The organism is Ensifer sp. 22460 (assembly GCF_052044935.1).
GTDB lineage: Bacteria > Pseudomonadota > Alphaproteobacteria > Rhizobiales > Rhizobiaceae > Ensifer.
The window spans coordinates 168033-181959 of sequence record NZ_JBQENZ010000005.1 but is presented as its reverse complement, the minus strand read 5'-3'; the positions used below and the strand labels follow the sequence as shown (position 1 = coordinate 181959).

General features: G+C 62.7%; 13 protein-coding genes. 4 read left to right on the top strand and 9 right to left on the bottom strand.

Annotated elements, in window-relative coordinates:
• Window positions 1–14: 14 nt before the first annotated feature.
• Window positions 15–1226, top strand: a complete 1212-nt coding sequence (locus ACTJKM_RS08325; protein ID WP_113512091.1) for an amino acid aminotransferase — start codon at window positions 15–17, stop codon at window positions 1224–1226.
• Here ACTJKM_RS08325 and ACTJKM_RS08320 read toward each other — a convergent pair.
• The gene (locus tag ACTJKM_RS08320; protein WP_058330003.1) at window positions 1210–1692 is read right to left on the bottom strand and encodes a methyltransferase family protein; all 483 of its coding nucleotides are present in this window, start codon (window positions 1690–1692) and stop codon (window positions 1210–1212) included. The two genes, ACTJKM_RS08325 and ACTJKM_RS08320, sit on opposite strands and share 17 nt — an antisense overlap.
• A 157-nt stretch (window positions 1693–1849) precedes the next feature.
• Here ACTJKM_RS08320 and ACTJKM_RS08315 point away from each other — a divergent pair, with 157 nt between their 5' ends.
• Entirely contained in the window at window positions 1850–2275 is a 426-nt protein-coding gene (locus tag ACTJKM_RS08315) for an OsmC family protein (protein ID WP_058330004.1), read from the top strand.
• Between the two features lie 67 nt (window positions 2276–2342).
• On the opposite strand, the gene ACTJKM_RS08310 is transcribed toward ACTJKM_RS08315, so the two are convergent.
• The 4 genes from ACTJKM_RS08310 to ACTJKM_RS08295 form a co-directional block, all read right to left on the bottom strand.
• Window positions 2343–2723, bottom strand: a complete 381-nt coding sequence (locus ACTJKM_RS08310) for a VOC family protein (RefSeq protein ID WP_058330005.1) — start codon at window positions 2721–2723, stop codon at window positions 2343–2345.
• A gap of 222 nt (window positions 2724–2945) precedes the next feature.
• Window positions 2946–3917, bottom strand: a complete 972-nt coding sequence (locus ACTJKM_RS08305) for an aldo/keto reductase (RefSeq protein ID WP_058330006.1) — start codon at window positions 3915–3917, stop codon at window positions 2946–2948.
• 124 nt (window positions 3918–4041) lie between these two features.
• The gene (locus ACTJKM_RS08300) at window positions 4042–4458 is read right to left on the bottom strand and encodes a hypothetical protein (protein ID WP_156437202.1); all 417 of its coding nucleotides are present in this window, start codon (window positions 4456–4458) and stop codon (window positions 4042–4044) included.
• 184 nt (window positions 4459–4642) lie between these two features.
• On the bottom strand, window positions 4643–4879 hold the full coding sequence (locus ACTJKM_RS08295; protein ID WP_156437204.1) for a hypothetical protein: 237 nt from the start codon (window positions 4877–4879) through the stop codon (window positions 4643–4645).
• Between ACTJKM_RS08295 and ACTJKM_RS08290 the strand changes: the two genes are divergently transcribed.
• Entirely contained in the window at window positions 4872–5081 is a 210-nt protein-coding gene (locus tag ACTJKM_RS08290) for a hypothetical protein (RefSeq protein ID WP_058330009.1), read from the top strand. The two genes, ACTJKM_RS08295 and ACTJKM_RS08290, sit on opposite strands and share 8 nt — an antisense overlap.
• A gap of 309 nt (window positions 5082–5390) precedes the next feature.
• The gene (locus ACTJKM_RS08285) at window positions 5391–6014 is read left to right on the top strand and encodes a hypothetical protein (protein ID WP_440660191.1); all 624 of its coding nucleotides are present in this window, start codon (window positions 5391–5393) and stop codon (window positions 6012–6014) included.
• An 86-nt stretch (window positions 6015–6100) separates the two neighbouring features.
• On the opposite strand, the gene ACTJKM_RS08280 is transcribed toward ACTJKM_RS08285, so the two are convergent.
• The 4 genes from ACTJKM_RS08280 to ACTJKM_RS08265 all read right to left on the bottom strand — a co-directional run bounded on the left by ACTJKM_RS08280 (window position 6101) and on the right by ACTJKM_RS08265 (window position 13858).
• Entirely contained in the window at window positions 6101–7441 is a 1341-nt protein-coding gene (locus ACTJKM_RS08280; protein ID WP_058330140.1) for an HlyD family type I secretion periplasmic adaptor subunit, read from the bottom strand.
• A 6-nt stretch (window positions 7442–7447) separates the two neighbouring features.
• Window positions 7448–9910 carry a type I secretion system permease/ATPase gene (locus ACTJKM_RS08275; RefSeq protein ID WP_440660189.1) on the bottom strand — a complete coding sequence of 821 codons (2463 nt, stop codon included), beginning with the start codon at window positions 9908–9910 and terminating at the stop codon, window positions 7448–7450.
• Between the two features lie 20 nt (window positions 9911–9930).
• A complete protein-coding gene (locus ACTJKM_RS08270) occupies window positions 9931–11967 on the bottom strand; it encodes a type I secretion protein (RefSeq protein ID WP_245296306.1) in 2037 nt (678 codons plus the stop codon).
• A 130-nt stretch (window positions 11968–12097) separates the two neighbouring features.
• Entirely contained in the window at window positions 12098–13858 is a 1761-nt protein-coding gene (locus tag ACTJKM_RS08265) for a hypothetical protein (protein WP_058330012.1), read from the bottom strand.
• Window positions 13859–13927 lie beyond the last annotated feature (69 nt).

The window sequence follows — 13927 nt, the reverse complement described above, 5'->3', positions numbered from 1 at the left end:
ATAGGGAACCCAGTATGCTCGCCGCTCTGCCAATCGCCGAACCCGATCCGTTGTGGGCACTCATCAGCTCGTTCCGGCAGGATCGTCGCACCGACAAGATCGACCTCGTCGTCGGCGTCTATCGCGATGCTTCGGGCCAAACACCGGTGATGCAGGCCGTGCAGGATGCGGAAGCGAGTCTCGCCGCCGCCGCCGCGTCCAAGTCCTACAGGGCACTGTCCGGGAACCCGGTATTCAACGACGGGATGTCCAGGCTCCTTCTCGGTGAAGGCGCCGAGGCGCTCAACCGCCAGTGTACGATCCAGACGGTTGGCGGCACTGGCGCGCTCCGGATCCTCGCGGATTTCATCGCACTCGTCTCGCCGCACGCGACGGTCTGGAACACGAATCCCGGCTATGTGAACCACCGTCCGATCATGACGGCCGCGGGCCTCGCCGTGCGGGCGTTCCGCTGGCAGGAGAACGAGGCCGGCCTCGATCTCGACGCCGTCGTCGCGGATCTTGGGGAGGCCCGCCAGGGAGACGTCGTTCTCCTGCACGGCTGCTGCCACAATCCTAGCGGCATCGATCCGACGCCGGAGCAGTGGCGGCTCCTTGCCAAACTCTGCAAAGACAAGGGGCTGATACCGTTGATCGACATGGCCTATCAGGGCTTCGGCGACGGGATCGGAGAGGACGCCGCGGGCCTGCGGCATTTCGCTCAAAAATTCGATACGGTGCTCGTCGCGGCAAGCTGCTCCAAGAACATGGGTCTCTATTGCGAACGTACCGGCGCGGCGATGGTGATCGCGCCTGACCGGGACCCGCTCGCCAACATTCGCGCGACACTGGAGCGGATCACGCGAGCCAACTACTCCATGCCGCCGGAGCACGGCGCCGCGATTGCCGCGCACCTCTTCGAAAACCCCGGGATGTGGCTTGCCGAACTGGAGGCGAGCCGCCGCCGCGTCGCTGAAATCCGCTGCACCCTCGCCGATGCGCTCGCCGGATGCGGCGCTCCGGATAAATTTCAGGCGCTGCGGCGCCAGAAAGGCATGTTCTCGCTGTTGCCACTCGACCAGCGCCAGATGAACCGGCTGCGCGAGGACTTTGGCGTCTACGGAACGGCGAACGGACGCATCAACATCGCCGGTCTACTGCCGCGCGACGTCGAGCGGCTGGCCGATGCGCTCCGGGCGGTTTCAAGCTCTCCGTCCTTCGTCCGCGCCGCTAAAGCCAGCGCCTGACGCGCGTCTTGTAGGCCCGATAGACGTCACCGAACTTGCGCTCGAGATAGGCCTCCTCGCGCGCCACCACGCCATAGCGGATGACGAGGTAGAAGGGGATCAGCAGGATCAGCAGCCACAGGCTGTCGAAGGCGATGGAAAAGCCGATCAGGCCGAGGAACATGCCGGTATAGATGGGATTGCGGGCGAAGCGGTAGGGACCCGCTTCGACGATCGTTGACGTCGGGCGGTTGACCGGTATGTCGGTTCCTGCACGGCCGAGGGTCATCGCTGCCCAGACGAGCAGCGCGAGACCGGCCAGAAACACGAGGCCGCCAACCAAAGCATCAGGCACCATCTCCGGCACGAACGGCAACGGGTAAAGCCGGTCGAGCACGAGACCGCCACCCACCGCCAGCACCCAGGCGATCGGCGGGTGCACCACCGCGCCGGAACTGTCGGGCGCATTTCCGGTCGTCTCGTTCATCCGATCAATCCTCGCCTATTTCGCGCGCACATGGCGCAGGCTTGGCATTTTACCGGAAGCGAGGCATTTGCGAAAATCGTTCGAAACGGTATGTGAACTGGAGGTCATCGGCCGCGCGGGTCAATGATCCGGACATTGCTGCAACAGGACGAGACACATGAAAGCACGCGTCAAATGGGTGGAAGACCGGACCTTCGTCGGAGAGTCCGGAAGCGGCCACAAGGTCGTATTGGGAAGCGCCTTCGGTGAGGAAGGGCGCACGCCGGGTCCGAGCCCGATGGAATTGGTGCTGATCGGCACCGGCGGCTGCTCGGCCTACGATGTCGTTCACATCCTGGAAAAGGGTCGCGAGCCGGTGGAGGATTGCATCGTCGAACTCGATGCGGACCGCGCTGAGACGGAACCGCGCGTCTTTACCCGCATCCACATGCATTTCATCGTCAAGGGACGTGGGCTGGCGGTCAACAAAGTCGAACGCGCCATATCGCTCTCGATCGAAAAATACTGCTCGGCCTCGGCCATGCTCGCCAAGACCGCGACGATCACGCACGATTTCGAAGTGGTCGACACCAGCGCCGCCTAGACCAGATCCGCCTCTCGCATTTCCAACGGTACGCGCGGCGTCAAGGAACGTGTCCAGGGCGCCAGAGTTACCGGCGCGCCGGCTGAAACAGTTCGACGACATTTCCGGAGGGGTCGATCAAAAGGATCTGCGCCCCTCCGGGGCCTGTGACGATGTCGTTGCGAAACCTGACGCCGGCGCGGCGCAGCCGCTCTACCTCGGCGTTGAGGTCATCGACAATGAGGTGAATGCGGTTCCAGCCGCCGGGCCCCGGCTTCTCGCCATCCGCCATCGGCCTGCCCGCCGAGCTCGTCGGCCCGCTGAGCAGCAGCCGCAGTGCACCTCGCTGTACATCCGCGAAGGCCGGCGCGTAGCTCGACAGCAGCGAAAAGCCGAGATGGGTGGTGTACCAGGCGATCGCCGCCTCGACATTGTCGACCATGTAGCGGACGTTGACCGTTTCCGACATTGCCTTTTCTCCAGCTGAGCACGGCCGGTGCGGCGCCACCGGGCCTCATTCCGGCAACCTCGCAAGCCTTCAACATATCGCGCGAGCAGCGTCGTACTCCTGAAACCATATGGATAGCACATCCGGGCCCGCGGGGGCACCGAAAGAGAAGGCGCCCGTCGGCAATGATCTCTAGGGTGAGTGTCTGAACGGCAGCCAGGCAGCCAATGCCCGCCGGGCCGTTCAATCCCGATAGAAGTTGCGCCGCCACTGGTGGGCGCTCAGCTTTGCACGTTGAGTGTCCGGCAAGCCGAGGCCGTCGCCGATGGCGCAGTTGCGCTCGACGTTGCGAACCGAGCGCATGCCGGGAATAGCCGTTGAGACCGCGGGATGGCTGAGCACGAAACGCAGCGCCGTTTCGGCGAGCGCATCGGGCGCGATTTCCAGGTCTTCGACGATCTTCTGCGTGCGCTCCGCGACTTCGCGCTTGCGCTCGCCGCGGAAATAGGTCTCGCGAAAATCGCCCTCGGGGAAGACGGTGTCGGCCCGGATCTGGCCAGTCAGGCCGCCTTCGTCCAGCGCCACGCGGACGATGACGCCGACATTGTTTTCGAGGCAGGCCGGCAGCAGCTTTTCCTCTGGCGCCTGTTCGAAGATGTTGTAAATCACCTGCACGCTGTCGACCACGCCGCTTTCGATCAGCCTCAGTGCGTTGTCCGGCTCGTAGTCGTTGATCGAGACGCCGAAGAAACGGATCTTGCCGTCGCGTTTCAGCCGCTCGACCGCCTCCAACCAGTCGCCGCGACCGACCCACTCATCCGACCAGACATGGAACTGCTGCACGTCGATCGTCTCGACGCCAAGATTGCGCAGGCTCGTCTCGGTACAGGCGATCACATGATCGGCCGGAAAAGTCTGCTCGGCCGGCGTGCCGGCGTGGGCAGGCCATTGCATGTTCTTCGGCGGGATCTTGGTGGCGACATGGATCGTCTCCGACCGCTCGCGCAGCAAGGCCCCGATCAGCTTCTCGCTGTGACCCTGGCCGTAGCCGAGTGCGGTATCGATGAAGTTCAGGCCGAGATCGACCGCCCGGTTGAGGGCCCGAGCGGATTCGTCATCACTCGCTCCCTTCCACTGGCTCTTGCCGATGCCCCAGGCGCCATAGCCGATCTCGGATATGCGAAGGCTGCTACGGCCGAATGTTCGATAGTGCATGATAAGCTCACTAGACTTGGGAGGAGGGATGTCGCGGGTTATCTAGGGTGTGGCCGTCGGTCGTCAACAGTGGCGGCGCTGCAGAGATAGGGTGACTTCCAGTCATGCGACACACGTTGCCGCGCTACGTAAGAAACCAGAAGAAGACTGCCGACAGGAAGATGAAGGCGAGTACCAGTCCCATGAATTGTCGCATGGCTTCACTGGTGTTGTCGCCGAGCACAGCCAACCAGACCGGCCCGCCAGAACAGTCTTCATCGCGCATAGGCTCGACGGAAAGCAGCTTGCCGATCTTCGTCGCCGGACGGCTGTAATCGTGAGGAGCCGGTTGGCGGCTACGATCGGGTGCAGGGGTGGCTTCGAGGTCCGGCGCCACCAGGCCGCCGTCACCCGCGTCGACGATCTGCGTTCGGCTTCCTTCCGCGACCGATCGGCTGTGTGCACCGTCACCTTCCGTCCGGCGGAGACGTCCCGCGCCATGGTGGAACGCCCACCGCGGTGATTTCTGTTCCACACTGGACTTCAAGTGCCGGATAGACATTGGAACCTCCTGGACGCTGAACTATCTAGCCGGCGGTTTGTTCCGCAGAGTTGGGACGTGTCACATGCGCGCTCGCTCTGGGCATGCTGCGGGGAGCGCCGCGTCCAGGGCGCGAGCATCGCTCACGTCCGGGGCCTCTCCCTTCGCCAGCCGCTGTTCGATTTCCTCGAGCACTGGCAGGAGGTCAGCGACCGTATCGATGAGGTAATCCGGCCGGTGTCTCTTCAGCGCCGCCGACGCCTTTTCCCGAAGCGCATTCTTTTCGGTGTTCGACATCCTTGCCGCTCAGGCTGAGCCCGACGGTCCAGCAGCCAGCCTCGCGCCCCTCGTCGATGCCGACGCCGGTATCGTCGACTTTGACCACCGCTTGCGCCGGCCGGACGTCGAGGTCGAGGTCGAGGAAGCATTTGTACATGTTCATCGGTGTCGGGGCGTCCGTGCTGCCGGTCGCCTGCACAGACCAGATTATCGGCTTCGTAGCCCTGCGCCTATGCAAGCGGCAGAACGCGATCCATGATCGAGCGGGTGTAGCTGCCGCTTCCGAAGAAAGCGACGTGCGCAAGCTGGCGTCCCATCCGGTGAAAACAAAAGAGCCCGCCGCGGGAGGAGCGGCAGGCTCTTAGAAAACCGATCAGCAACCTTGGGAGGAGGAGTGGCGCTGATCTCGCAAACGACCTTTGGGAGGAGGAGAAGGTCGTTTACCTGTCGAAGCTTTGCGGGAGGAGGTGCATCGCTTCGATGATTTGAATATACAGCGACCGCGCCGAAATCGTAGATGGGATTTCGCAAGCCAGCCATGCGCCCGGCGCGCAACACGATGCCTGGCGCCTGCGTCTCAGAGGGACACTTCCCCTCGTTCATCACGCCATTTCGATTTTACTCCGCCAGGCGCGACCGATAGGCTTCTCGTAAACCTGACGGGAGAGAGACCAATGAAAAGCGGACTTGCAGCTCTCGCATTCGTCCTGGCCTGCTCCGGAGCGGCCCATGCCCAGGACACCAGCATGAGTTTCTTCGTCACCAGCGTGAACCCCGGAAAGGGTGGCGATCTTGGCGGGCTTACGGGCGCTGACGCCTATTGCGACACCCTGGCAAAGGCGGCCGGCTCGACCGGCAAGACGTGGAAAGCCTATCTGTCCACCGACGGCGAAAATGCCAATGACCGGATCGGCAAGGGGCCATGGTACAACGCCAAGGGCGAGAAGATCGCCGACGACGTGGCCTCGCTCCATAGCGACAAGAACAACCTCACCAAACAGACCGCGCTCAATGAAAAAGGCGAGGTCATCAACGGGCGTGGCGACACACCCAACCGTCATGACATCCTGACCGGCTCGAAGGCCGATGGCACTGCGGCGCCGGATACCTGTGGCAACTGGACGATGGGCGGCGCCGACGGCGCGGCAATCGTCGGTCACAGCGACCGTACGGGCCTGAACGATTCCGCCGAGGCCAAATCCTGGAACTCGTCACACACGACGCGGGGAGGCTGCACCGTCGAAGCCTTCAAGGGTACGGGCGGCGAAGGCCTCTTCTATTGCTTCGCCGCGAACTGAAGCCTTGCGGGAGAACCAATGTAACCTCCCTCCCAAGATCGTTTCAAATCTCGGGCAGTCGGCAAGGCAGAACGCGAAGGCCTCGGTCAGTTTTCCATAAAGGCGCGGGCCATGCTGTCGCGGATCGGCTTGGTAAGATAGTCGAAGAAGGTCCGTTCAGCGGTCTGGATGAGGATTTCGGCCGGCATACCCGGCGTCACGGCAAAGTTATGCACCCTTGCAAGCTCGCTTGTCGGTAGGCTGATGCGGGCGACGTAAACCTCGCGCGTCCCCTCCTGAGTCTGCACCGGCAGGGCATCGGCCGATACATAGAAGACCTGGCCGTTCAGCACTGGTGTCGTGCGCTGGTTGAGAGCCGTCAACCGTACGGTTGCCTTCTCGCCGACCTTGATGTTGTCGATCTCGGTGCGCAGCACCTGGGCCTCAATGATCAGCGGCACGTCAGCTGGCAGGATCTCCATGATCGGTTTGCCGCTTTCGATAACGCCGCCGGACGTGTGGTAGTGCATCCTGATCACTGTACCGGTCACCGGTGCGTTGATCGTGGCACGGCGAAGAACATTGGTGGCCCCGCGCAGCTGTTCGCGCACCGTGTCCAGTTCAGCCTCTGCCTTCTGCAAGTCGTCCTGCGCCGCCTCGCGGTAACTCTGTTCAGTCTGGTTGACCTGCTGTTCCTGCTTGAGGATTTGGGAGCCCGTTTCGGAGACTTCGGACATCAGCCTGCCGATCTGACCTTCAGCGTCGGCGATTGCCCGCTGGATGGTCTTGATCTCCGTCTTGCGGATCAGGTCCTTCGCAAGCAGCGTCTTCTTGCCTTCATATTCCTCCTGCAGCAGCCGGCGCTGCTCCCGAACCGACTTCAGCTGCTCCTGGAAGCCTTGCGACCGGAATTCCAGACTCTCGATGTTGCGTCTCAGCAAACCGAGATCGCTTTCCAGCTTGCTCCTCCAGGTCTGGAAGCTGAGTTGCTGGCTTAGCACGATCGGGCCGATCTCCGGGTCATTTTTAAGGTGCGGGGTCAGGATCTCGGGCAAAACGATCGCTTTCAGACCGTGCGTCTGCGCGTTGAGGCGGGCGACGATTGCCTCGAGTCTTGCCCGCCGCAGAAAGAACTGGCGCTCATTGGCGAGCGCCGCCGTCTCGTCCAGCAGCACCAACGGTTGGTCGACAGTCACGTGATCGCCCTCGCTGACCAGGATGTCCTTGATGATCCCGCCTTCGAAATGCTGGATCACCTTGTTCTGGCCGGTGGCGACGAAGCTGCCTTGCGCGATGATGGCTGCGGCCAGCGGGGCGGTGAAGGCCCACAGGCCGAAGCCGCCCACCGTAGCCACCATCAACACCATGCCGATCATGGTGTGCCTCCAGATCGAGCGCGGCACCTCTGCGTACCAAGTCAGGTCATGTACTTTGGCTATGTCCGTCATCATCGCCTACGGAAGCTGGGGTTGGTCGATCGGGTTGCCTTCAGTATTCACGCCGCGGGCAGCAAGCGCCTTGAGAACGTCCTGTCGGTGGCCGAACAGGGCAACCGTGCCGTTCACCAGGAGCAGGACCTTGTCGACGCTGTTGAGAAGAGCGGGCCGCTGGGTAATGGTGATGACCGTGATCTTCTCGCGTTTGGCATGCGCGAGCGCCCGGGTCAGCGCCGCTTCGCCTGACGTGTCCAGATTGGAATTCGGCTCATCCAGCACCACCATGCGCGGATTGCCGAAGAAGGCACGGGCAAGCGCCACGCGCTGCTTTTGTCCACCCGACAGGGGCGAGCCGTCAGCGGCAACGACGGTCTCATATCCATGCGGCAGCATGGCGATCATGTCGTGCACGTCGGCGAGCTTGGCAGCGGCATAGATCTCCGCGTCCGTTGCATCCTCGCGCATGCGGGCGATGTTGGCCTTGATCGTTCCGGGGAAAAGCTGCACATCCTGCGGCAGATAGCCGATGCTCTCGCCGAACTGACGCTGGTCCCAGTTCCTCAGGTCCATGAGGTCGAGCCGGACGTTGCCAGAGGTCGGCAGAATGGAGCCAACGAGCATCTTGCCAAGCGTCGTCTTGCCAGCACCGGAACTGCCTATCACGGCAAGAGAGTCACCGGGTTCGAGCGCAAAGGTGATGCCGTTGAGAACCACACGTTTGGTGCCCTGTGGGACGAAGAGCAACCGCTCGACGTCGAGGCGCCCTTCCGGACGCGGCAGTTTCAACCGCTCGAAGTTGAGCGGCGACGTCTGCAGGAGCGAGGCAATGCGCCCGTAGGCGGCGCGCGACTGGATAACCTGGCTCCACCCCTCGATCGCGCCTTCAATCGGGCCGAGCGCCCGGCCGGCAATGATCGAGGCGCAGATTACCATGCCACCCGTCAGTTGACCGTGGAGAGCAAGATTGGCGCCCCAACCGAGCATCGTCACCTGGGTGAGCAGTCGCGCGGCCTTGGAGAGTGACGCAAAGGCGATGTTGCGGTCTTGCGCCAGAACCTGCGCTTTCAGCGAGCCGGCCATGTCCTTACCCCAGAGGTGGACGGCTTCCGGGATCATTGCCAGCGCATTGATGATCTGCGAGTTGCGGGACATCGAATCAAGATGAAGGTTCGCCTTCGTCTGGAAAGTGGTGGCTTCGCCGAAGGCGGCGGCCGTCGCTCTCTGGTTCAACAGCGTGACGATCAGAAGCAGAAATGCCGATGTGATGACGATGGCGCCGAGATGCGGGTGAATCAGAAACACCGCAACGACAAAGAGCGGCGCCATCGGGGCATCGAGAAAGGAAAGCAGCGTGCCTGACACCAGGAAGGAGCGGAGCTGCTGCAGATCGCCCAGCGTCTGATACTCCCGCCCATTGCTGTGGAGTGCTGCCCTGGCTGCCGCGCTGAGGATCGGAGCCCCGAGCTGGGCAGCGACCTCAACCGCGGTCCGCATCAGGATCATGCGGCGAATGCCGTCGAAAATCGCCTGCAGCAACACCGCACCGACGATCAGGGCGGTCAGCATCACCAGCGTGTCGAGCGAGCGGCTGGTGAGCACCCTGTCCGAAATCTGGAACAGATACACCGGGATGGCGAGTACGAGGATGTTGGTTACGATCGTGAAGATCATCACGATCATCAGGTTCTGCCGGATCGCCTTGACGCCGGCCCTGAGGCTTGCGGAAAAATCGACCGGTCCGAGGCGTTTGTGGAAGACGCCCCCTCCGCCTCCGCCTCCGCCATTGCCGCTCGACGAGCCGCCGCCATTGCCGGGGGACCGCTGGTCGGCCTTGATGGGACCGCGATCGCCATCGATCACGACCATGCCCGACGGCGAGCTCTTCTCCTTCATCTCGGCCGTCGGCCAGATAACCGGCCGCTCAGCGCGTCGCTCCGGCTTTTGCTCGCCCTGAGACGGTTGCCGTTCCACCGATATCCGATCGCGCAGTGCAAACAGGGGTTCCGTCTTGGCCGGTGTCTCGTTCTTCGGAGGCGTCTCGACCCGGGAATTGGGCTCGGCTCTTGGAGGCCAGGCCCGCGATGTGACGCTGGCTGCCTCAGTAGCTGTTGATGCAGGCGGGGATTTCACTGTCGCGGGTGCGATGTTTGTCGGCGGGGGGGTAGTGTCGATGGGCGCGGGCGTGACGCTCGCGACCCTGGCGCCCGGTCCCAGAACCGGGACTGCTGCCTTATTGGCCCAGTTCTCGTTTTCATTGGCGCCGTTTGCCGCCGCTCTTCGCAGTTGGTCCGCCACCCCGTCGATCTCCTTAACAGCGCGATCCAGAATGTATTCCTGTTGGTCAAGTCTGCGGAGGAACTGCTGCCGCGCAGCGTCCGCATCCGGCGTCTCCGGCTGCCGGCCCGCTTCGTCGTCATTCGGAGAAAATTTGTCGTCGGCGTCGGTTCGTACCAGCCGGACGGGATTGATGCGGTCGGTCATGACTATCCCCCGCGCCCCGATCAGGCGACCATGCTATGCATGGGATCGCAGCTCGCCGTCTCTATCGTGTGTGATGTCGGGTTCGGCGACCCGTGGTCCTGCGCCTGATCACCGGTGTCCGCGGTGAGCATGCCGTCGCCGAGGAAGACCACCGCTTCGCTCGCGAGCGCATTCGGATCCTGCCCGCCGAGGAAGGGGTCGCTCTTGACCAATTCGGCCTGGATGAGAACCTCATCCGAATAGATGCCACCGCCCGCATAGATCGTATTGCCGGTATCGACATCGACGATCCCGGCATAATTCAAGAGAGCGTTCGATCCGGTCGAAATGGTCCAATCCGCATCCGGACGCGCCGCCAGCGCGTTCATTGCCAGCGTCACCTGGTCGCTGTCGCCGAGGATGTTGGTCTGCGAAATGTAGTTGAGACTGAGCAGATCGCCGGAAATATAGAGCACACGCAGCCCCAGCAGTCCGGCAAATGCGGCGTCGTGCATGAAGTCCTTCAACGAAGGGTCCTTGCCTTCCGCAAAGTCTTGCAGGGCCGAGAGATATCCTTCCGACATCGGATTGACGGCGCTGGCGCCACCGGCCTCGACGATATTGGCATGGTTCCACAACAGGTTTCCGCCGGTCGAAACGGATCCGTTGCCACTCATCTGGAATCCGCCGACGGCGCCGATAAAATCGTTGTCGAGCAGGATGTTCGTCTGGTGGATGATGTTGGCGTCGAAGACGTTTCCGCCGACAAATATCAGGTCGTAGCGGAACCCCAGTTCAAGCAGCGACACCTGATTGGCGGACGTGTTGTCGCCGGCGATGATCGAAAGCTTGGAGCCGGAGGCCGCCAGGATAGCGGTGTCGTGGTCGGACATGAACGTGAACTGCTGGAGCCAGTTCACCATCATCAGGTCGCCCTTGACCTCGGTGATCGCCCATGCCTTTGGGAAAACACCCGACTCGTTATGTGTCGTTCCCGTGGAAGCGACGTGCTTGAATGACGCGATGTTGAGCGCTTCGGTCGCCTTGTCCGCCGCCAGGCTGCCGCCGCAAAGCGCGGAGCTTACCAGATCGCTGTCGTAGTAGGCATTGGTCTGGACGATGGCGTTGAGCTGAACATGGTCGCCGGCAACGGCGAGGACGTTCGACTGCAGCCAATTGTTTGTGATGACAACCTCGTTGACCAGCGTGTTGCTGCCGGCCTCCAGTTCGACCGAGGTTGAGATCGGAACGGCGCCTTCGCCGTGCGCAACGGCACCGCTCGCCTCCTTCGGGCCCTCCGTCAGTTTAGGTTCCGGCGTTTCCTCGGTTTCGTCCTGGTTCGGCAAATGGTCCTTGAGAACGGGTGCGGTCTCCACGAGTTCGCCGTTGACATAAACGCCTTCAAGCGTTCCTGCCTTCGCGACGAATGTGCTGGCGGCCAGCCCGCCCACCTGGCTTTCACCGCCGGCAGAGTAGGCATCGAGCGTCGCAGCGGTGGTCGTCACCAGGCTGGCGACGGTTTCGGCAGAGCCTGCGGGATCCACGAGGCCCAACGGCGAAATCTGCAGCGAGCCTTCGATGAGTTCGGCCATGACCGCACTGCTATCGATGTGCAGGACGGATTTCAGGCCGTGTCCGCCCATGTTGACATAGTCGTTGTCCGAGAGTTCGGCGGTCTGCTGACTGTAGACCACGACCGAGCCGGGCGGCTGAATTTGCGGGGTACTGAAGTAGGTCGACTTGAACGACGTGTTCTGCACGGCGCCATCGGTTTCCGGACGACCGTACATCCCTTCAGAGGGTGGGTACTCCGGGAAGGGCAAGCCAGCGTATCCGTAGGGCTCGGGCATATAAATGTCCGTATCGAGCGGCCGGTAGGGAACGTCGGGATTGAAGTCGTCGAGGTCGTAGGGCGCCGTCACCTTGACGGGCGCGGTTTCAAGGTCCTTCGGATCCTTGTGAACCTCTCGGTCGGGGTCGAACTTCTCGTGTGCCTCGCGCATGCGGGCGTCTTCGATCGAGAGTTGGAAGAGACCGATAAAATGGGCAATCGTTTCGGTGATTTTTGCGGAATACAAGGTCAGGGCCTCCTTTTTGCCGCCGGTAGTGCCCCTAAGCGCATCGGGTCATGACGGGCTGCGCGGGAGACCCGCGCAGCCCTGTTCGAAGCCGATTGCGAATGATCGCAACCGGCCGCGTCGACTACAATCAAGCGTTGTCGTCGTGACCGATTACGTCGGCATGGTAGTCGCCACCGACGACTGTCATGTCGATCGTGTTGCCCTGCAGGTTCGCGCCGAGCACGATCTGCTGGTTGAAGGCGTTGGTGTCGATCACGGCATCTGCCGTCGCCTGGGAGAGCCCCTCGACCACAGAGTCGCCGCCATTGAAGGAGCCCCAAGTGCCGGCATTGCCACCTGCACCACCATCGCCATTCGTGGCAAAGCCGCCGTTGCCGCCGGCACCACCGTCTCCGCCCCAGGCGTCGCCGCCATAGGCAGCACCGCCTTCACCGCCACTGGCCCACGAGCCCGTGAGAGCAAGACCGCCGAGGCCATGGCCACCGGCCGCCGCGCCACCGGTTCCGTCACCGCCATAGGCATCACCCGTGGCTCCACCGTTGGCGCTGGCACCGCCGCCGGCACCGCCGTCACCGCCGTAGCCAACGCCTGCGCCGTAGCCGCCACCAGCCCCGAGGCCTGCGCCGAAAGCATTGCCGCCGTCGCCGGCATCGCCCGATTCGCCACCGTCAGCGCTGCCGGTCCTGCCGAGTGCAACACTGTTGCCATCGCCGCCGTCGCCGCCGTCGCCGCCGTCGCCAGCGAAGTTCAGGATCGGCAGGATGAAGCCGCCAGCGTCGCCGCCGTCACCAGCATCACCGCCGTCACCGCCGTCACCATTCCCACTTTGGACGTTGCCAGACTGACCGCCGGCGCCGGCTGTGCTGTCGCCACCATCACCGCCGCCTGCTGCGCCGACACCGAGGCCAAGACCGAGGCCAAGACCTACGCCGAGACCAGCAGCACCCTGACCACCGGCACCACCTGTGGCGGCACCACCGTTCGCGTCACCGCTTGTGCCATCGGCGCCGACGCCAACGCTGGCTGCAATACCACCAAGGCCGTGCCCGCCAGTTGCGTCGCCGTCGTTGTCGGAATCACCGCCCTCACCCTTACCGCCAGCGGCAAAGCCGCCGACCGTGTGACCTCCGTCACCACCGGCGCCACCATCGGCATAAGCTTTGCTTCCGCCCTCGCCACCGTCTGCTCCGGACTGGATGCCGTCACCCGACTTGGCGATACCACCCCAGGCGCTGCCGTTCTGGTTCAGCGTTCCGCTGTTGTGGATGTTTTCAGCCTTGTCGTCGTCCGACATGATGGCGTTCTGGCTGAAGACATTGGCAATGTTGTTGTTGCCGTTGAGCGAGTCGTTCAAGATGTCCTTGAAGCTCGTGCTCGCCATGCCGTCGATCTTGGAATGGTCGATGTCGTTGAAGTCGTCGTCCGACGGCTTGTAGCCGTCGAGGTCGATGTCCACATCCACGTCGACTTTGGTCTTGCTGTCGACGTCGACATCAACGTCGGTCTTGTTTTCGTTGAAGTTGGCATTCAGGTTGCCGTTGGCATTCAGGTTGCCGTTACCGTTCAGGTTGGCGTTGCCGTTGCCGTTCAGGTTGGCGTTGCCGTTGCCGTTCAGGTTGCCGTTGCCGTTGCCGTTCAGGTTGCCGTTACCGTTCAGGTTGCCATTGTAGGATTCGCTGTACTGCGACTGATCCTGACCCTGGCCTTGACCCTGGTCTTGACCCTGATCCTGGCCTTGTCCCTGGCCCTGACCTTGTCCCTGGCCTTGGAGCTGGGCCTGGAGCTCAGCTTGCAGTTGCCCTTGACCCTGGCCTTGACCCTGGTCCTGGTCCTGGCTTTGATCCTGGCTCGGGTCCCATGGGAACAGAATATTCTTGTCCTTGCTCATGACGATCACCTCAAGTTGAGGCCGCCATAGCCGAACCGCATTCTTCTCTTACGCGGATTTGGGCCATTG